The organism is Alkalicoccus chagannorensis DSM 18086 (assembly GCF_000429725.1).
GTDB classification, from domain to species: Bacteria; Bacillota; Bacilli; order Bacillales; family Salisediminibacteriaceae; genus Alkalicoccus; species Alkalicoccus chagannorensis.
Genome location: NZ_AUCK01000001.1, coordinates 334065 through 356290, shown reverse-complemented (window position 1 = coordinate 356290; position 22226 = coordinate 334065). Strand labels below are relative to the sequence as shown.

Below are 22226 nucleotides of genomic sequence, written 5' to 3'. Positions count from 1 at the left end.
TTCGACAAGTAGGCTACTGCACGAGAAATGCGTGCATTCTCGACAGCGGTTTCAATCCGGACCCGTGCTGGATAGAGACGATCTGTCGTTCATATTATAAGTGGAAAGGACCGCGACAGGCTTCCCCTTTTGATCCCCGACCAAAAGACGCTCCGCGCTTTCGGTCTGCATTTCTTTTTTGACCGCTTCCCCGCAAGATATTTTCAATTTTTCACAGCTTTCTGTTAAAATAGAAGAGTATGTAAACCATTTCAAACTACATAGGCCGCTACGAAGGAGGATGTTGTATGAATTACCGTACAGAGAAAGACACGCTGGGAGAAGTGCAGGTTCCCGCTGATAAATGGTGGGGCGCACAGACGCAGCGCAGCAGGGAGAACTTCAAGATCGGAGAAGAGGTTATGCCGCGAGAGGTGACTGATGCTTTTTCCATCCTGAAAGAAGCCTGCGCAGCAGCGAACCAGCGGCTAGGCAGCATGGATGAGACTAAGGCGGACATGATCCAGCGTGTCTGCCGCGAGGTGCGGGAATCACGAAGCTACGAACACTTTCCGCTTGTAGTATGGCAGACCGGAAGCGGTACGCAGTCCAATATGAACATGAACGAGGTCGTGGCTTTCCGCAGCAACGAGCATTTTGAACAGGAGCAGTCAGAGCTGCGTATTCATCCGAATGATGACGTGAACCAGTCGCAGAGTTCCAACGATACTTTCCCGACGGCCATGCATATTGCAGCACTGAAAGAAGTGCATGAAACTCTGCTGCCGTCCCTGCAGAAGCTCCGCAGCACGTTTGAATCCAAGGCGGCACAATTTGATGACGTTATTAAAATCGGCCGTACCCATCTTCAGGATGCGACGCCGCTGACACTCGGCCAGGAAATGAGCGGCTGGGTCCATATGTTGAGAAAGTCGGAAGAAATGATCGGTCAGTCAGCAGAACAGCTGCGTAACCTCGCTATCGGGGGCACGGCAGTGGGTACCGGTATTAACGCCCACCCGGATTTCGGCAGCATGACAGCGGAGGAAATTTCACGGATCACCGGTGTCACGTTCCATTCCTCTGAGAACAAGTTCCATGCATTAACAAGCCACGATGAAATCGTCTATGTTCATGGGGCATTAAAGGGGCTTGCAGCTGATTTAATGAAAATCGGCAACGACGTGCGCTGGCTTGCAAGTGGTCCACGCTCCGGTATTGGTGAAATTACGATCCCGGCCAACGAACCTGGAAGTTCTATTATGCCAGGGAAAGTCAATCCTACTCAGTCTGAAGCCTTAACAATGGTAGCCTCCCAGGTGATGGGAAATGACGCTTCCATCGGTTTTGCAGCGAGTCAAGGGAACTTTGAACTCAATGTATACAAACCGGTAATCATCTATAACTTCCTACAGTCCATCCGACTGCTTTCTGATGCGATGGTGTCGTTTAACGACAAGTGCGCCGAAGGTATCGAAGTCAATGAGGAGATCATCAATAAGCACGTGAAAAACTCGCTCATGCTCGTGACCGCGCTGAACCCGCATATCGGCTATGAGAAGGCCGCAACCATCGCGAAAACGGCGTTTGAGAAAAATTCAACGCTGAAAGAAACTGCCGTGGAGCTGGGGTACTTAACAGAGGAACAGTTCGACGAATATATCGATCTCGAAAATATGGTAAGACCAAAGGGGAATTAATCCGTGGGTATTTTTGATCTTCATTGTGATGCTCTGCTGCGCTTGCAAATGGACCCGTCCCTTTCATTCACAGATTCGCCGGAACTGGACGTAAACCTGGAAAAGCTGCAGCAGGGCGGGGTGCAGGTACAGCTTTTCGCTGTCTTCGTTGAGCCCGATATTCCATTTGATAAAAAGTTTGAGCATGCTGCGGAACAGGTGGATCTGTTTCATAAAAAAGTACTGGAACCCCACGAGCAGGTGGTTCACATCACCAGCTGGGAGCAGATTCTGACGCTGGAAGAGAATCAGATCGGCGCTGTCCTGACGTTGGAAGGGGCGGATGCATTCGGGAATGATCCAGAAAAACTTCGTTGGTTTTACCGAGCAGGTGTTTTATCGATGGGACTGACGTGGAATAATGCGAACCTGACTGCTGACGGCATCGGTGAACCGCGCGGCGGCGGACTGACGGAATGGGGAATGGAAGTCGTCCGGGAGAACAACAAGCACGGTGTCTGGACAGATGTTTCACACTTGTCGCTTCAGGCATTTGATGATGTGATTATCGAAGCTGACTATCCAGTTGCTACACATTCAAATGTATACGCTGTGTGCGGGCATAGAAGAAACTTGAATGATGATCAGATCCAGGCTCTGATCGAACGCGGAGGACTCATGGGTATGGTCTTTAATCCGCCCTTCACTGCTGATATCGAAGAAGAAGCATCGATCCAGGGACTGATTGAACACATTCAGGCTGTCCATCATGCCGGAGGCGCAGACATTCTGGCTCTAGGATCTGATTTCGACGGCATCGAAACGAAAATTCCTGAGCTGAGTGATGCTTCTGAGTATCCGAACCTCATTCACCAGCTCGAAGGAGTGCTGGAAGATGCGGATACGGCGAAAATTAAATATGGGAATGCCATTCAGTTCATAAAAAAACACTTTTCGTCATAAAGCCGATGAAGTCAAAAGTTCGTGTTGAACGAATTCATTCGAGGGGACGGAAGCTCAACCTTCGTCAACGTTCCGGCAGGAGAAGAATACCGAATGCTGATCGGCTTACAAACAAAAAACCACGGTGGAAGATACTGCTTCCAGCGTGGTTTTTTGCAGAGGCGTTCGAATTGTCTGCCGTCTGGCTGTTGGAAAGACACTTTCTGACAGCCAGGCTCGTTCTGCGGGCTGATTGTTATCACACTTATGCAAGGAACTCCATGCAGCAGGGACGGACAATCGAGAGCCTGTCAGTGAGCGGTGCTCTGCGATTCCCAGCGCTGTTCTTTCTCCAGCGCTGTCTCATGAAAAGAACAGGTCGAACTGCTGCACCGGACAGCGCGGTAAATGTATAAGGTCCCGCTGCCGTCCCGTTCTGTGCTGATGGTCTGCCAACGGTGAGAGTATAAATGAGAATTGCACTCAGGGCAGGTGGATCTCATTGTACCGCCTCCTTTTTACTACCATACCAGCAATAGTCGGAAAATTCAATATAATCGTTTTGTTTTCTGGATCTCCTTCTTCAATGATAAACTACAGGTACAAACTGAAGGAGGAATGCTGATTTATGAAAAAGGCTGTATTCGCAGGGGGCTGTTTCTGGTGCATGGTCCGTCCGTTCGAAGAGACCCCCGGCATTCACTCTGTGGTATCGGGATATACCGGTGGTAAAACGGAGAATCCGACGTATGAAGAGGTATGCTCCGAGACAACGGGACACGTGGAAGCTGTTGAAATCACATATGATCCGGAACTCATAAGTTATCACTATCTGCTTCAGCTGTTCTGGCAGCAGATTGATCCGACAGACCCGGGTGGACAATTTCACGACCGGGGGGGATCCTATACGACAGCCATTTTTGTCGCAGACGAAGAACAGAAGGAAGCCGCTGAAAAGTCGAAAAAAGAACTCAATGAGAACGGTCCGTTCCAGCAGCCGATCGTGACAAAAATTCTGCCTGCAGAAACGTTTTACCCGGCTGAAGATTATCATCAGCGCTATCACCTCAAAAATCCGATGCATTATAAAATGTATTACCACGGAAGCGGCCGAGCCGGCTTTATTAATAAATACTGGAAGGAGAATCAGTCATGACGAGCTACAGCAAAGATCATTTGAATGACGTTCAGTATAAGGTAACCCAGCAGGACGCAACAGAACCGCCTTTTCAAAACCCGCTTTGGGATTTCTTTGAGGACGGCCTCTATGTAGATATTGTATCAGGAGAGCCTTTATTTGCATCTTCTGATAAATTTGAATCCAACTGTGGATGGCCGTCTTTTACGAAACCAGTATCCGAAAAAGCTGTCACCGAGCACACAGACACCACGCATTTCATGGTAAGAACGGAAGTGCGCAGCGCAGAAGCCGATTCGCATCTGGGGCATGTATTTCCTGATGGACCTCCCCCGGGTGGACTGCGTTACTGCATCAATTCAGCTTCGCTGCGCTTTATTCCGCTGGAAGAAATGTCGGAAGCAGGGTACGGCAGTTATATAGAACAAGTAAAGAACAAAGCATAACGGCACGCTGCCAATATAGGTTGACAATCGAAGGTCCGGCGGCTGTTCCTGGCAGAAGGCGCGCTTTAAGATGGGCTTTACATCCGTAGACAAAGCCGCGCCGGACATTTCCTCCGGCGCGGCTTTTCGCTGTCGGGATGCTCCTGCTGCGGAGGACCCGTCAGGATCTTATTCGATTCAGTGCTGCTGCGATTTCATACCGTCTCGGCATAGCAAGGCTGCCTGGATGACCCTGGAAAGGAGAAACAGCGTCAATGCCGTCTTTTTCTATCAGGTTCATGCAGTCGTCCAACAGCTGTGTCAGCGGACGGGGCGACTGCTTTCCGGCCCACTTCAAGACAGCAGCAATCGTTTCGGTCTGACTCGAAGAAACGAGCTGCTCCACATCGTGGAGCGGGAGCGGTGTTTTTCCAATCGATATTTGATGCAGACCTCTTGCCTGAATTTTTCCTTTCTGGTCCAGTTTCTTATTAATGACATCTGCATGGAAGGGACGTTCCAGGCTCCCGGGAAATGCAGCTTCTCCTTCCATGCTTCGAATCGTCCTGAATTCGTCCGTCAGCTGGGCGGCTCTCTCGGTCACATCGTAAGGAATGTACTCATCCATCATAATCACCCTGTCGGCAACGTCGAAATAATCCCCCGATCCACCGAGCACGAGAATCGTGGAAATCCCTTTTTCATCAAATAACTGGCGTACGCGGTCTATGAACGGGGTGATCGGCTCTTTATCCCGGCTGACGAGCTTCTGCATCCGCGCATCCCGTATCATAAAATTCGTGGCGCTGGTGTCTTCGTCAATAAACAAGGTCGAGGCGCCGGCTTCCATCGCTTCTACAATATTTGCGGCTTGTGAAGTACTTCCGCTCGCATCGGCAGAAGTGAACGTTTCGGTCTTCTTTCCCATAGGGAGTTCATTAATGAAAGGCGATATGTTCACATTCCGGATCGAGCGCCCGTCCTCTGCCCGTATCTTGACCGCTGACGCGTCTGCCAGGACATATTCTCTGCCGTCTCCTGGTTCGTGATTATAAACACCATGTTCGAACGCCTGCAGGAGCGTACTTTTGCCGTGATAGCCGCCTCCGACAATCAATGTGACTCCTTTTTCGATACCCATTCCGGAAATGCTGCTTCCATCAGACAGGGAAAAGGTGAACCGAAAGGCTTCCGGACTTTGAAACGGGATGACGCTGCCTTTCATCGGCTTGGAGCTGGCCCCGCTCTCCCTCGGAAGGAGTGCCCCGTCGGCAGCAAAAGCGACGAGATTATTTTCCTTCATTTTCTGGCGGAGCAGTACTTGGTCATCCGCGAGCTTTATAATCCGCTGCAGTCCGTGCATGTCCAGTTCCCGAAGCGTCTGTTCGGCCGTTTCAGGAATGAGTTCGGTAAGCAGCTGGGCAGCCTGTTTGCCAAGAATTTTTCGTCCTTTAGCAGGAATTCCGCATGAAATTCGGAATTCGACACGATCCTGATCTATATAAACGGAACTTCTGTCCAGCATCTCCGGTCCCGGCGTATCGATCATGACCATTCCGCTCTTTCCGGTACCTCCGACCGATGTCTGTTGTTTTCGGCGGGTCTTCTCGAAGGATGACGTCAAATAGTGCTTTACTGCCGTTCGTCTGGCAGTCGTGTCAAAATGGTTACTTTCAACCGGAGTGGACGACAGCGGGAACGATACACGAATTCTGCTTGGCGCTGCGAACGGATCTCCCTGTACATAATCTATATGAAGCTTCCGGCCGGAAGCTTCCTCATACGTGCCCTGTATCGATTTTAATGCGCGGTAGGATTTATTATCCATGCTGCGCAGCTGACTGTTGAGTTGTTTTACATTTGAGGTCATTACACAATCCTCCCACAATTTTTTAGAAATGAGACTTCTATGTCTTCGCACGAAGCAGAAATGATGTATAATAGTAATCAGAAAATAACGTAATTTCTGCTCAACGGGGCTTTACCCCGGGGGTGGATCAGATAAAACCACTTTTTGTTCAGGAGGCTCTCATTATGGGCAGATGGCTGAAAGCAGCGGTCAGAAATGTGTTTCTTGCGTGTGCACTGACGACAGGGTTACTGATTATTACGGTTGCAACAGCTGTTTTTTTCTGGCAGTCTACAGAAGAAGGACGTCTTCCAGCTAAAACAGCGGTTGTCCTGCACGCGATCAATAATAATCTTGTCGACCTTGATATTGATATTACACCACCGAGAATTGTGTCCGGAGGCAGTTCCAGCGGAGGAGCTCCTTCGATGCTGAAGGAAGATATTCAAATCCCTGTACAGGGCGGCGGCCGCGTGGATGCCCGTATGTACCGACCGCGTGGAGAGGGACCTTTTCCCATTGTCATGTATTACCATGGCGGCGCTTTTCTTGAAGGGTTCGGCAGCATTGATACCCACGATGACCTGATCCGCTCTATTGCAACGGAAACAGACAGTATCGTTATTGCTCCGGCATACAGATTGGCACCGGATCATGTTTTCCCGGCGGCGGCAGAAGACAGCTATTCTGCCCTGCAGTGGGCAGACAGAGAAGCCGATACGTTCAATGGGGATACGGATAGAATTTCTGTAATGGGGGACAGTGCCGGAGGAAATCTGGCGACGGTCACGGCAGCGATGGCGAGGGACAGGAACGGTCCGGATCTGGAAGCGCAGGTGCTCCTGTATCCACTTACGACATTCCAGGACATCCCGCTGGCTTCGAGGGATATTTATGATTCCGGCTATTATCTGCTGTCACGCTCCGTCATGTACCGTGCCAGAGATGCCTATACACCGGAAGAGTGGATGTGGTCCCATCCCTACACCTCTCCGCTGCAGGCCGAGAACCTGGAAGATCTCCCGCCGGCACTGATCGTAACCGCGGAATTTGATCCTCTTCGGGATGAGGGGGAGCAGTACGCGGAACGTCTGCACGAAGCCGGTGTGCCTGTTAAAACATCCCGGTACCAGGGTGTCATGCACGGATTTGTATCCTTTTATGAAGTGATGCAGAGTGGCCGGAATGGGATGAGCGAAGCTTCAGCCTTTTTAAATCAATCGCAGGAGAATCAGCTCGTATTCCATGAAGAGTATGAGTTGACAGTCAGGGAGACGCCTCAAGGAATCGAGCGTGCCCGGGAACAGACGGAAGCTTTCGCGATCGCCGCCTATCTTATCGGAAGATCCGGCGCGGACGCTATCAGTTCAGAATAAGGTGTTGGTGATGGATGGAACAGAGTTATAAGGACAAACTGGAGTGGGGGATCCGCGCTGCCGGTGCGGCTCTCCTGCTTTTCGCTGTTATTTATTTTATTTACTACTTTTATATTGCAGCTGTATTTGGTCTGCGGGAAGGACTGCTTCCCGTCTTGATCGGCGATGCTGTGTTTCTCTTGTTTATCCCGGCCGGGATTCTGCTGCTGCTGCTGAAGCCTCTCGGCTGGTGGCTTGCGATGGCGTCGTTCTGCTACCTGCTTCTGGCCAAAACCGTTTCCGTTCTTGCAGGTATTCTGCTCGACACGCTCGGAATTGCTCCTGAGGGTGGCACGGCATTTCAGTTTTCGCCTGATGTGCTGCAGCTCGTGCTCTATGGCGGAGCGCTGATTCTGTTATCCGTCAGACCGGTCCGGCATGCTGCAGGCGTGCAGACCGAGCAGAAAAAATTCAGCGCGTTCTGGTACGTTTTTCCGCCTGCCCTGCTGCTCTATGCGTTTTACTTTTACGCTTCGTTCCAGCAGTGGACGTAGCAAAGATACATAATTAACGAAGGAAGTGTCAGAATGAGGGAAGAACAAATCAATTCTGAAGTGCGGAGGCTTCAGATTTCCGGTATACGGCAATTTTTCAACCAGGTTCAGGCATATCCGGATGCTGTGCAGCTGACACTCGGACAGCCGGATTTTCCGACCCCGGAACATATTAAACAGGCGGCAAAGTCCGCAGTGGACCAAAATAAAACAACTTATACTGCCAACGCAGGGACGATGGAGCTGCGGTCGGCGGCAGCAGCCTGGCTGGCTGAAAAATATGATCTTCACTACGCTTCTGATACAGAAGTCATCGTCACGGTGGGCGCTTCGCAGGCATTGGATGTGACGATGCGGACGATCCTGGAGCCGGGTGATGAAGTCATTATTCCCGCTCCGGTATATCCGGCCTATGAACCGCTCGTGCGGCAGTGCGGCGCAGAAGTCGTGTACGCTGATACCCGTGCCACTTCGTTTATGCTGACGCCGGATCATTTGAACGAACTGATCACCGATAAAACGAAAGCTGTGATGCTCCCTTATCCGTCTAATCCTACCGGCAGAGTGATGAAACGGGAGGAGATGGAGGCGCTGCACCGTATACTGAAAGAAAAAGAACTCTTTGTCATCTGTGATGAAATTTACAGTGAACTGCGCTATGATGGTACCCATGAATCCATTGCTTCGCTGCCGGAAATGAAGGAAAAAACGATTGTCATAAACGGACTGAGCAAATCGCACTCCATGACAGGGTGGAGGATTGGATTTCTCTTCGCTCCAGCATGGATTGCATCACACATGATTAAAGTACATCAGTATAATGTCAGCTGTGCATCTTCCGTCTCTCAGGCTGCTGCGCTGGAAGCGCTGACGAAGGGAAGCGGAGATCCGGAGGCGATGAGGAAAGAATACGCACAGCGCCGCAGATTTGTGGTTGACTCTCTTCGTGACATCGGTGTGCCGGTTGTAGAGCCGGAGGGGGCTTTTTACGTCTTCCCGGATATCAGCAGCAGCGGACTCAGTTCCGAAGCCTTCGCTGTGCAGCTGCTCGATCAAGAAGAACTGGCCGTAGTACCCGGCACCGCGTTTTCAAACTTTGGCGAAGGCGGCGTCCGTCTGTCTTATGCGTACAGCATGAGAGAGCTGGAAGAAGCAATCGAACGTTTCCGTCGATTCTGGTCCCGATGTGTTCCTCAACGCAGCGGATAAAACAGCGGTTATGCCGCTGAAAAAATGTAAGAAAAATGCGGCGCCTCAGCAAACTAACCTTTGAGGAAACTGGTAGATGATGATAGAATAAGTGTGTAAACGCTTTAGGATTGCACGGGAACATACTACGTATTCACAATTCACTGGAGGTAGCAGAACATGGGTAGTGAGTCAATTAATTTGAATGAGGGATGGACACAATTTTATGGTCCCAATCTCGGCTATATGCTGGAAATGTACGATGTTTATCAGCAGGATCCGGGTGCAGTTGAAGAGGATCTGGCTGCCTTTTTCGATCGATGGGGAGCTTACAGAGAACCTGTTTCGGCTGATCAGACGGCACCATCTTCCGGTGCTGCAGGCAGCAGAGGTGACTATTTCACAGCTGTCAACGCAATGAGACTGGCGGAGTCTATCCGCAGAAACGGCCATTTGATGGCGGATGTATTCCCAATCCGCATGAAAGAACCGCCGGAAATGTTTCACTACAGCGATTTTGACCTGACTGCAGAAAATCTTAAGCAGGTCCCCCCGGAACTCCTTTCACCATATAATCATGATTCCTTTAATAACGGTCTGGAAGCGATTGAGCACCTATACGACACGTATACGAACAAACTCGCATTTGAATTCAAACATGTGAACAATACGCAGGAGCGCTCCTGGCTGTTTGAAAAAGTCGAATCCGGTGATTATCTTCCGGCGTTGACAAAAGACATCCGCCACCAGCTGCTCGAGCGTCTGAATCACGTAGAAGGCTTTGAACATTTCATACATAAAACGTTCAAGGGTCAGAAGCGTTTTTCTATTGAGGGACTCGATACGATGGTGCCGATGCTGGATGAAGCAGTGACGGAAGCTGTGGAAGACGGCGCAGAAAAAGTGATGATCGGCATGGCGCACCGGGGACGATTGAACGTGCTTGCCCACGTACTCGGAAAACCTTACGAACTCATTTTTTCGGAATTTCACGATGCTCCGAACAAAGACCTTGTTCCTTCAGAAGGGTCTGTAGGAATTAACTACGGCTGGACCGGGGATGTGAAGTATCACCTTGGAGCGGACCGGGAAATTAACAATTCCTCGAAAGATACGACGATTACGCTCGCCAATAACCCGAGTCACCTGGAATTTGTGGATCCGGTTGTGGAAGGACTTGCGCGTGCCGCGCAGGACGACCGTTCAGAGCGTGGCAAACCAAAGCAGGACATGAGCAAGTCGATGCCGATACTCATTCATGGGGATGCCGCTTTCCCTGGACAGGGAATCGTCGCTGAGACATTAAACCTCAGCCGCCTGGAAGGATATGCTACCGGGGGAACTTTGCATGTTATTGCAAACAACCTTATCGGATTCACCACGGTAAGTGATGATTCCCGTTCAACGACGTACGCTAGTGACCTCGCAAAAGGGTTCAATGTACCGGTCATTCACGTCAATGCGGACGATGTCGAAGCTTGTCTCGCTGCCATGCACCTGGCCTATCTCTACCGTAAAGAATTCAGTAAAGATATTGTGATTGATCTGATTGGTTACCGCCGCTATGGGCATAACGAAATGGATGAACCACTGGCTACCCAGCCTCAGCTGTATAAAAAAGTGCAGGAGCATCCGACTGTTTTTAATATTTATGGAGAAAAGCTGATAAATGAAGGGCTTCTTAAGCAGGAGGATTTCGACAGCATGCGCGGCGAACTGCTGAAAGAACTCGAAGGCTATTTCGAAAATATTAAAGGCAACAAACGGGAGAATATCGACGGAGAAATGAATCCGCCGGAGTATGTTGAAGACCGTCTGGAAGGCGTCGAGACGAAAGTCGACAAAGATACTCTCCGTCGTATTAATAATGAACTGCAGGAATATCCTGAAGGCTTCACCGTCTTTCCGAAGCTGAAGAAAATTCTCAGCCGGCGCATTGATGCGTTTGATGAAGGTGGAGGCATCGATTGGGGCCATGCAGAGACGCTGGCATTCGGTACCATCATCTCGGAAGGAACACCGATTCGGTTAACGGGACAGGACTCTGAGCGGGGGACCTTCTCTCAGCGTCATCTCGTACTCCATGACTATGATCAAAAGCAGTCTTACTCGCCTCTGCACGGATTGTCCGATGCGAAAGCATCTTTCACGGTTCATAACAGTCCGTTATCGGAAGCGGCCTGTGTCGGTTTTGAATATGGGTATAATGTGCAGTCACCTGAAACGCTCACCCTGTGGGAAGCTCAGTACGGAGATTTTTCCAATGGAGCGCAGGTCATTTTCGACCAGTTCATCTCTTCAGGAAGAGCGAAGTGGGGACAAAAGTCAGGGCTCGTTCTGCTTCTCCCTCACGGGTATGAAGGTCAGGGACCGGAACATTCTAGCGGCAGAATGGAGCGCTTTTTGACGCTGGCCGCTGAAAACAACTGGCACGTAGCGAATTTGACCCGGGCCAGTCAATATTTCCATCTGCTCCGCCGGCAGGCAAAAATGCTGAAAGAAGATGTGATTCGTCCATTGGTGCTGATGGCACCAAAAAGCCTGCTGCGAAACACCAATGTAGCTTCGGATCTGGAAGAGTTTGCAGAAGGCGAATTCCGTCCGGTCATTCCTCATCCTGATCTGGCTTCGAAGCCGAAGAAAGTGAAGCGGGTTGTCTTCGCTTCCGGGAAAGTGGCTGTAGATCTCGAGGAAGCACTGGAAGAGAGTGGGAAGACGCCGGAATGGCTGCAGATTCTCAAAGTGGAGGAACTGTATCCATTCCCAAGGAAACAAATAAAAGACGTGATCCAGGACTATACCAACCTGGAGGAGATCGTATGGGTTCAGGAAGAGCCTCAGAACATGGGGGCGTGGCACTACATTTACCCTCATCTGCAGAGCCTCACCAGTGGAGATGTGCCGGTAGAGTTTATTGGACGCCGCCGCCGATCGAGTACGGCCGAGGGAGATCCTAAAGTGCACAAAATGGAGCAGAATCGAATCATTGAACAAGCACTGAACCGAGATGCCGAAGGGAGCAATGACTAATGCTAGAAGTACAGGTACCAGAACTTGCAGAATCCGTAACGGAAGGAACCGTCGCCGAATGGCTGAAAAAGCCGGGTGACTATGTGGAAAAAGGGGAAGATATCGTCGAGCTTGAGACAGATAAAGTGAACGTGGAAATCTCCGCAGAAGAAGCCGGCGTGCTGAAAGAAACAAAAGCGGAAGAAGGAGACACAGTGCATGTCGGAGACGTCATTGCTGTGATTGATACCGAAGCATCTGAAGGAACTGCTGACAGCAGCGGATCCGGAGACGAGGCGCCGAAGAAGGAAGAGAAGAAAGAAGAGAAACAAGAAGCACCGAAAGAGAAGCAGCAGCCGGCCTCTTCAGAGAGCAGCAGTAGCGAAACTTCCGCCGGCAGCGGTGAAGAACGAGTTGTGGCTTCTCCAGCCGCACGGAAATATGCACGAGAAAAAGGAATCAAACTCGAAGAAATCTCTCCTAGAGATCCTCTTGGACGCGTACGTAAAGAAGATATCGATGAGCACGGTTCTAAAGGAGCCTCCAGCGCTCCAAAGAAAGAGGAGCAGGCGCCTGCAGCGGATCCCGAGAAGCCGGTTATCCGTGAAAGAATGTCCCGCCGACGTCAGACGATAGCGAAGCGTCTTGTAGAAGCACAGCAGACAGCTGCAATGCTCACAACCTTTAACGAGGTTGATATGACCAATCTGATGGAACTGCGAAAGCGTCGTAAGGACAAGTTCCAGGAAGACAATGATGTGAAACTAGGTTTTATGTCGTTCTTCACGAAAGCCGTCATCGGTGCGTTGAAAAAGTACCCGTACGTCAATGCGGAAATTGACGGTGACGAAGTTGTACTGAAGCAGTATTATGACATCGGGATGGCTGTATCGACAGATGACGGTCTTGTCGTTCCGGTTGTCCGAAACGCGGACCGCCTCGACTTTGCCGGTATCGAAAAAGAAGTTGGAACACTTGCGGAGAAAGCGCAGAAGAAGAAGCTGAAACTTGATGAACTGCAGGGAGGAAGCTTTACCATTACCAACGGCGGGGTATTCGGTTCTCTTTGGTCCATGCCGATCCTGAATACACCTCAGGTGGGTATTCTAGGTATGCACAAAATTCAGATGCGTCCAGTTGCCATTGATAATGAACGATTTGAGAATCGTCCAATGATGTATATCGCTCTGTCTTATGACCACCGTATTATCGATGGGAAAGACGCTGTGCAGTTTCTCGTCAAAGTGAAAGAGCTGATCGAAGATCCTGAACAGCTCCTTCTGGAAGGCTGATTCACATTGTAACGTTGAAGAATCCGGGACGCGGAGTCCTTGATACCAGGCTTCCGGCTGTCCCTTATGGACGGCCGGAAGCCTTACTTCTGCACATACACGTATAACGACAGAAGGCGGTGAACGCAGAGACGTTCACCGCCTTCTGTATGAACCGTATTTTCTGGTTCAGGCGGACGCTTGCTGAGGGGCGATGCACTCAATGATCCTTGCGTGGAGAGGAGGATTTCCGGACGGCACTTGATTCATCTGGCATTGCCGCCCTTCACTCCTGAAAAGGGTTCGTTTTTTTCTTTTCAAAGAGATTCATAGCTGCCATTGGAAAAGCGTCTGATCATGCCTGTGCCTGTTCAACATGTGAATGAGAACCAATTTTCTGCGGCATGTTGTTTCCTTTTGCAGTAAACGTCAAAAAATACGTACGTGTTAATTGGTGCGCTTTTTTCTATACGTAGAACCAGCTTCGAAGTAGAAAGAATCATGCATGAGCAGCCTTTCTCATGATCAGGAAGAACGAGCTTCTCGTCGAGGATTGCGAGGACCGAAGGCGGTGAAGGTTGATACGTCCCTCCAGTACGTGATGGAAATCATGCCGAACCTGCTCTTCATGGAATCAGATGCTCTGAAGAAGCACCTGTCATGGGCTCCGGCGATGCAGGGGAAAAAGGAGTTGAAGACGAGCCATGCGAAGCATGCAGTCCGCCCTCTTGCTAAACGGATTCTGTGACACGCTTACCTTCTTCATGACCGTGGACATTAATAAACAGATACAATCCCAGCACAGGCTTTCGTCGGTAAGCGCAGGGAGAAGCATAGATATCCTGCTGATGTGATTTTCGCTCCTCTGCCTTGATGCTAAAGGAAACGAGCTTCCTTTCCGCCGTTTTGAAGGTGACGGCGGACCCGAGGAGGTGGTACCCCATCTGCATTTGCTGGATGGGATTCGTCCTGCCAGCCAGTCTCTTTTAACGCAGCACGGTGCAGAATACATTATGGCAGACGTGTATTTTTGCATCCGGCTTCGTTCAATAGCATAATGGAGACAGACACAGTCGATACTACTGCTGCATACAGTCAGCTGGAGAGGAGGGAGTGCAGCCGGCGCTGAGGCCCGGTTCACGTCAGAAATGAGAACAGAAGTACTGGTAGTAGGATCCGGATTTGGAGGGATCACCGCCGCTTCCCTGCTGCAGCGAAGCGGAAAGCAGGTTCACCTGCTGGAATCGGCTGCAGAGTGGGGTGGCTCCGCCGGCAAATTCCAGCGGGGACCGTATCGGTTCCCTGTTGGAGCTACGGTAATGATGGGCCTTGAGAGAGATGGAATTCACGATAAAATCAACCGCTATCTGGGTATTCACGTAGAGGCAGAGCCGCTCGAGACAGCCATGCTCGTGCATGCTGGAGAAAGAACATTTACGTACTATCAGAACCGGCACGCTTTTTTAAGAGAATGGGAGCGGCATCTTCCGGAACGTGCCGGTGCCATTCGAGCTTTTTTTGAAGAAGTATGGGCGTTTGCATCGATTTTGCGCAGACACATGACGACGTTTCCTGTCCTGCCTCCGGGGAACTTGCTGGAGGCGGCAGCTGTGCTGCGCGGGGCAGGTTTAAAATCACCTTTGCTGCTGCCGCACTTGACCAGCACACTGGAAAAACTGCTGAAGAAACATCATCTTCAGCACGAATCACGGTTCACCGAGTTTCTCGATGGTGTGCTCCTCGACAGCATGCAGACACGCTACAAAGATTGTTCCATGCTGCTCGCCTGTACAGCGCTGGATATTTATCACAGGGGGATATGGTATGTAAAAGGCGGTCTTTATCGATTAATCGAAGAAATGACAATCCGTTTTCAAGAAGACGGTGGCACCTTGAAAAAGCCCCGAAAAATCACCCGCCTGGAACCTGTCCCCGATGGAGGATGGGAAGCAGTGGATCACCGCGGAAATGTCTATGAGGCGGAGCAGGTGGTTGTGAACATGCCGATTAAAAATGTATATGATCTGCTTCCGGCGGAAATGCAGCCAGCTGCAGCAGCCCGCTGGAAAAAAGAAATTGATCCGGAAAGGCAGTGGGGAGCTGGGGTTCTCTACGCGGCGTTTAAAGATATCGTTCCCGATCATGAGCCTCTGTTTCAGCAGTTTCTCATCGATCCGGAAGCTCCGCCAGTGGAGGATAATCATTTTTTTGTTTCACTGTCAGCACGAGGAGATACCCTGCGGGCTCCGGAAGGGTATCGGACCATGACTGTGTCGACCCACATTCATATTCAACGATGGAACGAGTCACAGGAAGCGTATGACAGCAGGATGGCTGCTCTTCGTAAAAATGTGACGAATCGATTGAATGAGCGGTGGCCGGGATTTATCGATGCGGTGGAGAAGCTGGAACAAGGTGGTCCCAGGGCGTGGGAACGTTTTACCCAGCGCGCGTCCGGAGGTGTCGGTGGATTTCCGCAGACCCCGGATCAGGCTCTTTGGAATGCAGCATCCCACCGCACGCCGTTTCCCGATTTATATATTGCCGGGGATAATGTATTCCCAGGAGCCGGCTCTATTGCCGCCGCAAGTTCCGGTGTGCATGCTGCTCGGACGATAACAGGGCGGCGGATCCTTTAAAATTGAGGTGACACGATTGACGGATAGATATTCCCGAAAAGATAAAGAAGAGTTTCCTCCAGGAGATGATGACTTCTGGGATGATGAGTTTATAGAGGATGATATCGTGCCGGAGGACGATGAAGAGGACGAGTTCGGCGGATCAGAAGAAAAACCGAAAGAACCACTTTATTTTGACGGCGAAAGGTACATGACCCGGGAGGAATTTTTTAATCCCCCGGACGAAGTACAGGAGTCCGTACCAAAACGAAAATCGAAACGATTTCTCAAAGTGACGATCGCTTTCGTGCTTACTGCCGCTCTGCTGGTCAACGTATTTTCTGTCTGGCCGCAGCTGTTTAATTTTCCAGCTGCAGCATTCTTATCGAATGCTGCAGAGTTACGGGGCAATGAGGAGGTTCAAGGGTATAAGGACTCGGTTGTTGTTGTGCGTGCAGATGATTCCAAGGGCACGGGCTTCGTATTCGATGACGGGATGATCATGACAAACGAACACGTGATTCGTGATGGGGTGGACGTCACGGTGCATTTTGAAAATGGCGATGCCTATCAGGTGGAAGTAGTCGAAGAACGTGAAGACCTCGACATTGCCATCCTGGATACCCATGCACAGGAAGACTGGGATCACCCCGAACTTCCACTGGATGGAGACTGGGAAGAGAGGCAGGAAGTTTACGTTATCGGCAACCCTGGCTTCTTTAATTTTATTCCAAACGAAGGAGAACTGCTCGGCCAAGTGCCGATGTCGAGTAAAGAAGAACCGGTCACCGCTCTGGACGCGCCGATCTACCGGGGATCCAGTGGAAGTCCGGTTATTACCGGGGATGGAGAGGTCATTGCCGTGGTGTATGCGACATCGAACATTGAGCATGCTGGTGAGTCTATGCGGGCTGGACTGGCAATCGATATGAACTGGATTGTAGACGAGATGGATACGATTGACTTTACTACAGAGACCGAGTAGCGTTTGTACCCCGTGAGTGTGACTCGATTCCAGCAACCTGCACGAATCACCCCTTGCAATTTCGCAGGATTATTGAGATAATGGCTGATGGTTTTAAGAGACGGGAATAAGAAATACTGGAAAGAGGGATAGGAATGAAAGAATCCATTTACGGGTACACCATGCCTGCACTGGAAGCGTGGTTTACGGAGCGTGGACATAAAGCGTTCCGTGCGAAGCAGGTGTGGGACTGGTTATATAAAAAGCGTGTCGATTCCTTTGATGAAATGTCCAATATAAAAAAAGAACTGATTGAGGAAATAAAGGGTGCTTTTACGATGCAGACGCTGGAAGTTCATTCTAAGCAGGTCTCTTCGGACGGCACGATGAAATTCCTGTTTCGTCTGGAGGACGGCAACCTTATCGAAACTGTACTGATGCGCTTCGACTACGGCTCCTCTGTCTGTGTGACGACACAGGTCGGCTGTAACATCGGATGCAGCTTCTGTGCCAGCGGTCTGCTTTCAAAAGACCGTGACCTTTCCTCGGGCGAAATTGTGGAGCAGATTATGAATGTTCAAAAGGCAATGGATCTCGAACAGAAGGAACAACGCGTGAGCCACATTGTCGTCATGGGCATCGGGGAACCATTTGATAATTACGATAATCTGATGTCGTTTCTGCGGGTCGTCAATAACGATTCCGGCCTCGCTATCGGCGCGCGTCACATCACCGTGTCGACGAGTGGTATCGTGAAGCGGATTTACGACTTTGCTGATGAGAACATTCAGGTGAATCTGGCTGTTTCCCTTCACGCACCGAATAATGAGCTTCGAACGCAGATCATGAAAATCAACAAGGCGCAGCCTATTGAGAAGCTGATGGATGCCGTTGATTATTACCTTGAAAAAACGAACCGCCGGATTACGTTTGAATACATTCTCCTTGACGGGGTGAATGATGATAAAGCAACGGCATTGGAACTGGCTGAATTAATCAAAGATAAGAAGAAGCTCTCCTATGTGAATCTCATTCCTTACAATCCGGTAGATGAATATATTAACTACGAACAGAGCAGGAAGAGCAACATCCTCACGTTCTTTGATACACTGATGAAGCAGGGCATTCAGTGCGGCGTCCGGCATGAACAGGGCTCCGACATTGATGCAGCCTGCGGTCAGCTCCGGAGTAAGCAGATGCAGAAGGATAAAGAAGCGAAGAAATCAAAAGCCCGGGCAGGAGAATAACAGTGAGTGGACGTGATGTCCTGTTGGACTGTCCCGCTGTTTTTCAACTGATAAGGGATGGTGTATCTGCAGCCGCATGTTCGGCTGCTCACGTCGATGGAACACGTGTCATCACCGAAGCTGCTTCCCGCACCGTATGACGATGATCCCGCCGGAAAAAAATCCGGCGGGCATTTTTTTAAGTATAAGAAAATATACGTTTTCATACAAGGTGACGGCGGCTCCATGTGCTGCACGGGAAGAAACAGAACCTTTTTCTTCCCTCAAAAAGCTTGCGGTACACGCCGTTCCGACCAAAAGGCGCTCGGCGTTTTTGGTCAGAGGAACTGCTTATATCATTTCTTTTAACGAAAACGGAGGAACTCGCAAGTCCTCCGGCTGACAGGTGCATCAATATGCAAGCCGTTCTTCCCGTTTAGAGCAGCAGCACTATCTGGGATAAAACAAATGGAGGTGAAAGCAGTGAAAGCATTATTTTTTGATCTGGACGGCACACTGCTGCCGATGGATACGGACAAATTCGTAAAGCAGTATGTACAGGAGCTCGCGCCGAAAACGGCCTCTCTCGTAGATCCGCAGACGTTTACGAAAGCCCTCTGGAAAGGGACAGAAGCGATGATGAAAAGTACGGATCCGTCAACAACGAACGAGACCGTGTTTATGGAAACGTTTCTTCCGGAAGCTGGGGTGAAAAGAGAAGAGATTGAACCCGCTCTGGCTCATTTTTATGAGCATGATTTCGGACAGTTTCATGTCTGGACAGAGAAAGACGAAGAAGCAGGCAGACTGGTGGATACTGCCTATCAGATGGGCTATGAGATCGTCATTGCCACGAATCCTCTGTTCCCAGAGCGGGCTGTGCAGCACCGGATTGAATGGGCGGGCATCAATCCCGAGCAGTTAACGCTCGTTTCGAGCTATGAGAACAGTACATTTACTAAACCCCACCGGCAGTATTATGAAGAGCTGGCTGCAAAAGGAGGATGGGATCCTTCAGACTGCATTATGTGCGGGAATGACACTGTAGAAGATCTGGCCGCGGCCCGTGCCGGAATGAAAACATTCCTCGTTGAAGGGTGGGTCATTGAAAGAGAAGGGGCGCTCGAACCCGATGACCGTGGAACGCTGGCAGAGCTTCATCAAAAATTAAAGAGGCGGGAAGGCATCTTTGCCTGAACTTCTTCTGCTGCTGATTAATAACCAGATGTTTAATTCCTCCCTTTTACGTGTATAAAGCACATAAGGTGAAAGGAGGATGATTATGGATCAGGAACATCTGCACTATTTTCAAGATATCCTATTAAAAAGAAAAGAGGAGCTTCAGCAGGCCTCATCTACTTCCAGCTATCAGGATGACGAATTGTCATCGTATGATAATCATCCGGCTGATCAAGGGTCGGAACTTGCAGAAGAGCATACGGAGATGGCGTTATCGCGCAGGCAGCAGGAAGAACTCAATGAGATAGATGAAGCACTTAAGCGCATGGAAGACGGCAGTTATGGTATTTGTGAAGTGAGCGGAGAGGCGATTCCTGTAGAGAGGCTGGAACTCGTTCCAACCGCGCGGACGACCGTGGAGAACAGCGGGGATACTATCGCTGACACGCGTCCGCCGGAAGAGGATGTAATCAGTCCGATAGAGGATGACGGAGCCCGGGACAGCCTCAGGGCTGAATTCTGGGAGCAGACAGAAGAACATGGCAGTTCCGATGCAGATCTGGAAAATTGGACAGAGGAAGACGAGGAAGATCCGTACAGTTCTTAAATACCGGCGTGGATCTTCCGTGGACCGCTGGAGGACGAGAAGAACAATCTCACTGCCTCTGCAGCAGAGACTCCCTATACTTTTGCCCGCCAATCTTTATTTTCTTGTTGATACACCCTTGTTCCTGGAGCATCCTGCTTTGATCTGATGTAGAGATGCAGCTGGAGATCGGCGACGAAAAAAGAGGAGATCAGCGTTGACTGCTGATCTCCTCTTTTCTTAATCGTTTCTTTTTCATGACAGCAAACAGAATCATAAAAAGCAGGTACAGGACGGTGGCGACAATAATCATATTCGAATATTCGATCATGGCATTGTACCTCGTAACAATCATTAGTGAAATTAACAGTGCTGTAATGATGATGGTGTACTTCGGTACCGGGACGTCTTTCAAACTCGGCACCGGTATGCGGCTTACCATTAAGATACATAATAGCATATAGATCGAAGAGAGTACCGCTTGAGGCACTGCGTAATTAAAAAGGGTCATCAAGGCGATAATTCCGCCTGCCGCCGTGATCGGAACGCCTGTAAAAAAGCGCTTCGCTCCTGAATCTTCGTCTATATTGAAACGAGCGAGACGAATCGCACCGAATATAGGAAACGTTCCAGCGATAAGCATGCCCATGTAGCCGAGATCGGCAAAAGTCGTTCCGAATATCAGCATGGCAGGTGCTACACCGAACGTGACGATATCCGCCAGTGAGTCAAGCTCTTTTCCAAATGTTGTTTCTACACCGAGTTTTCTTGCGGTCCATCCGTCCATGCTATCGAGCATCATACCAATAAGAATGAAAATAGCAGCATTCTGGTAATCGCCTGTGTAAACGGCTCCAATAGATAAAAAACCGAAAAGCAGGTTGCTCAGGGTGATAGCGTTGGGTATATGTTTAATAAACAACGTTCTGCCTCCTCTGCGCACCACTGTTGTTATATTATACCTTAAGCGATAAGATGAAGGGAAGTTCTGCAGAAGAATAATGCGATTCACAACAGGAAAAAAACCGACAAAATGCTTCGGCTGTGGTAGGATAGAAGAAGCGATTGACACATGATGATGGAGGTATCCGCATGCTGAAAGACACGAAGATTTTTACATTAAACTCCAATAGAGCGCTTGCTGAATCCATAGCCGGTGAGCTGGATATGGAAATCGGCGATTCCTCGATTACCCGTTTTTCGGATGGAGAAGTGCAGATCCGAATTGAAGAAACGGTACGAGGGTATGATACATACCTGATTCAGTCTACTTCTGAACCGGGAAATGAATATTTGATGGAACTGCTGATCATGATTGACGCGTTAAAACGAGCTTCTGCATCAAGCATCAACATTGTGATTCCTTACTACGGCTATTCAAGACAGGATCGTAAAGCCAGATCAAGAGAGCCGATTACGGCGAAGCTGATCGCGAATTTACTGGAATCTGCGGGCGCGACACGGATTTTAAGCATCGATCTCCATGCTGCCCAAGTACAGGGATTTTTCAACATACCGGTTGATGAGCTGCGAGCCAACCAGCTGATTGCTGATTACTTTAAGCAGAAGAAGCTGCAGGACGTTGTCGTCGTAGCACCTGAAAACGCAGGGACATCGCGGGCCAGAAAGCTAGCCGATCAGCTGGATGCTCCTATTGCGTTTATTGATAAACAGCGGAAACATTCAGCGGACGCTGTGCAGGGTATCAACATTATTGGGGACATAGAGGGCAGGGCGGCCATCATTATTGATGACATGATAGACACTGCCAGAACAATCACGTCCGGGGCTCATGCGCTGATGGAACTTGGAGCATCAGAAGTGTATGCCTGCGCCACTCACGGCGTATTATCGGAACCGGCAGTTTCACGGATCCGGGAATCAAACCTGAAGGAAGTCATCATTACTGATACCGTGCATCTTCCGCCACAGAAAAAAGATGAGCGGATCACGGTGCTGCCAGTAGCGCCTCTGCTTGCGGAAGGCATCCGGCGCGTGCAGGAAAACGAATCGGTCAGCACCCTTTTCTAACGGCCGGATCAGCTGCATCCTGCTCATCTCAAAGGAGCCATGCGGCACCGACCTTCCGGCATTACTATCCTGTCACAAGGGTGGAAAGCAGCTTTCGGACGCCCGCGGGTCAGCAGGTTCGTATAAAGCAGCACGCAGCTTGATCAAGCCAACGGTTTAAAACCGCAGTACATCATGATGCTGCGGTTTTTTCCGTATCGACATGAAACGTGATGGCAGACGTCTATGGAGCA

Annotated in this window: 16 protein-coding genes and 1 pseudogene; 15 read left to right on the top strand and 2 right to left on the bottom strand. The window is 50.0% G+C overall.

Translation table 11 applies throughout. The features are described 5' to 3' along the window. The first annotated feature begins 287 nt into the window (after positions 1-287). The 3 genes and pseudogenes from fumC to msrA all read left to right on the top strand — a co-directional run bounded on the left by fumC (position 288) and on the right by msrA (position 4184). A complete protein-coding gene (gene fumC / locus G477_RS0101750; RefSeq protein WP_026696469.1) occupies positions 288-1679 on the top strand; it encodes a class II fumarate hydratase in 1392 nt (463 codons plus the stop codon). A 3-nt stretch (positions 1680-1682) separates the two neighbouring features. After that, the gene (locus tag G477_RS0101745) at positions 1683-2621 is read left to right on the top strand and encodes a dipeptidase (RefSeq protein WP_026696468.1); all 939 of its coding nucleotides are present in this window, start codon (positions 1683-1685) and stop codon (positions 2619-2621) included. A 607-nt stretch (positions 2622-3228) separates the two neighbouring features. Further along, a pseudogene (gene msrA, locus G477_RS21435) lies at positions 3229-4184 on the top strand (peptide-methionine (S)-S-oxide reductase MsrA). A 160-nt stretch (positions 4185-4344) separates the two neighbouring features. Here the strand turns inward: msrA and G477_RS0101725 are convergent. Beyond that, complete coding sequence (locus G477_RS0101725; protein ID WP_026696464.1) at positions 4345-6033, bottom strand: ABC-ATPase domain-containing protein; 1689 nt, start codon at positions 6031-6033, stop codon at positions 4345-4347. Positions 6034-6197: 164 nt separating this feature from the next. On the opposite strand from G477_RS0101725, the gene G477_RS0101720 reads away from it, so the two are divergent. The 11 genes from G477_RS0101720 to G477_RS18420 all read left to right on the top strand — a co-directional run bounded on the left by G477_RS0101720 (position 6198) and on the right by G477_RS18420 (position 19983). After that, positions 6198-7388, top strand: a complete 1191-nt coding sequence (locus tag G477_RS0101720; protein ID WP_035210842.1) for an alpha/beta hydrolase — start codon at positions 6198-6200, stop codon at positions 7386-7388. 14 nt (positions 7389-7402) lie between these two features. Further along, positions 7403-7921, top strand: a complete 519-nt coding sequence (locus tag G477_RS0101715) for a hypothetical protein (protein ID WP_026696462.1) — start codon at positions 7403-7405, stop codon at positions 7919-7921. Positions 7922-7954: 33 nt separating this feature from the next. Then, the gene (locus tag G477_RS0101710) at positions 7955-9130 is read left to right on the top strand and encodes an aminotransferase A (RefSeq protein WP_026696461.1); all 1176 of its coding nucleotides are present in this window, start codon (positions 7955-7957) and stop codon (positions 9128-9130) included. A 159-nt stretch (positions 9131-9289) separates the two neighbouring features. Next, positions 9290-12139: a 2-oxoglutarate dehydrogenase E1 component gene (locus G477_RS0101705; RefSeq protein WP_026696460.1), complete on the top strand. Its 2850-nt coding sequence runs from the start codon at positions 9290-9292 to the stop codon at positions 12137-12139. Further along, positions 12139-13410 carry a 2-oxoglutarate dehydrogenase complex dihydrolipoyllysine-residue succinyltransferase gene (gene odhB, locus G477_RS0101700; RefSeq protein ID WP_026696459.1) on the top strand — a complete coding sequence of 424 codons (1272 nt, stop codon included), beginning with the start codon at positions 12139-12141 and terminating at the stop codon, positions 13408-13410. Before G477_RS0101705 ends, odhB begins: the two co-directional genes overlap by 1 nt. A 550-nt stretch (positions 13411-13960) precedes the next feature. Beyond that, positions 13961-14137, top strand: a complete 177-nt coding sequence (locus G477_RS0101695) for a hypothetical protein (RefSeq protein WP_156897253.1) — start codon at positions 13961-13963, stop codon at positions 14135-14137. A 400-nt stretch (positions 14138-14537) separates the two neighbouring features. Then, positions 14538-16028, top strand: coding sequence for a phytoene desaturase family protein (locus G477_RS0101685; RefSeq protein ID WP_026696456.1), 1491 nt, complete (start codon positions 14538-14540; stop codon positions 16026-16028). Between the two features lie 16 nt (positions 16029-16044). After that, positions 16045-16992, top strand: coding sequence for a S1 family peptidase (locus G477_RS18425; RefSeq protein WP_051287598.1), 948 nt, complete (start codon positions 16045-16047; stop codon positions 16990-16992). Positions 16993-17126: 134 nt separating this feature from the next. Beyond that, positions 17127-18218: a dual-specificity RNA methyltransferase RlmN gene (gene rlmN / locus G477_RS0101675; protein WP_026696455.1), complete on the top strand. Its 1092-nt coding sequence runs from the start codon at positions 17127-17129 to the stop codon at positions 18216-18218. A gap of 462 nt (positions 18219-18680) precedes the next feature. Next, positions 18681-19394: an HAD family hydrolase gene (locus tag G477_RS0101665; protein WP_170203807.1), complete on the top strand. Its 714-nt coding sequence runs from the start codon at positions 18681-18683 to the stop codon at positions 19392-19394. A gap of 85 nt (positions 19395-19479) precedes the next feature. After that, positions 19480-19983 (top strand): TraR/DksA C4-type zinc finger protein, encoded by a 504-nt coding sequence (locus G477_RS18420; RefSeq protein WP_051287597.1) that lies wholly within the window; start codon positions 19480-19482, stop codon positions 19981-19983. A gap of 190 nt (positions 19984-20173) precedes the next feature. Here G477_RS18420 and pssA read toward each other — a convergent pair whose 3' ends face one another. Next, positions 20174-20884, bottom strand: a complete 711-nt coding sequence (gene pssA, locus G477_RS0101655) for a CDP-diacylglycerol--serine O-phosphatidyltransferase (protein WP_026696452.1) — start codon at positions 20882-20884, stop codon at positions 20174-20176. A gap of 170 nt (positions 20885-21054) precedes the next feature. Between pssA and G477_RS0101650 the strand changes: the two genes are divergently transcribed. Continuing rightward, entirely contained in the window at positions 21055-21993 is a 939-nt protein-coding gene (locus G477_RS0101650) for a ribose-phosphate diphosphokinase (protein ID WP_026696451.1), read from the top strand. Positions 21994-22226: the final 233 nt, after the last annotated feature.